This window comes from Azospirillum griseum, from assembly GCF_003966125.1.
In the GTDB taxonomy this organism is placed as follows: domain Bacteria; phylum Pseudomonadota; class Alphaproteobacteria; order Azospirillales; family Azospirillaceae; genus Azospirillum; species Azospirillum griseum.
Map to the genome: position 1 here is coordinate 1 of NZ_RXMA01000216.1, position 209 is coordinate 209.

The window sequence follows — 209 nt, forward strand, 5'->3', positions numbered from 1 at the left end:
GGGCCGACGGCCGCACAGGAGACGCTGCGGACGGCGCTGGCGATGGGGGCGGACCGCGCCATCCTGGTGCAGACGGACGCGGAAACCCAGCCGCTGGGCGTGGCCAAGGTGCTGAAGGCGCTGGTGGAGAAGGAAGGCCCGTCGCTGGTCATCCTGGGCAAGCAGGCGATCGACGACGATTGCAACCAGACCGGCCAGATGCTGGCCGC

General features: G+C 70.8%; 1 pseudogene. It reads left to right on the forward strand.

Annotated elements, in window-relative coordinates:
- Nucleotides 1-209 (forward strand): annotated as a pseudogene (locus EJ903_RS26840) (electron transfer flavoprotein subunit beta/FixA family protein); the annotation flags it as partial.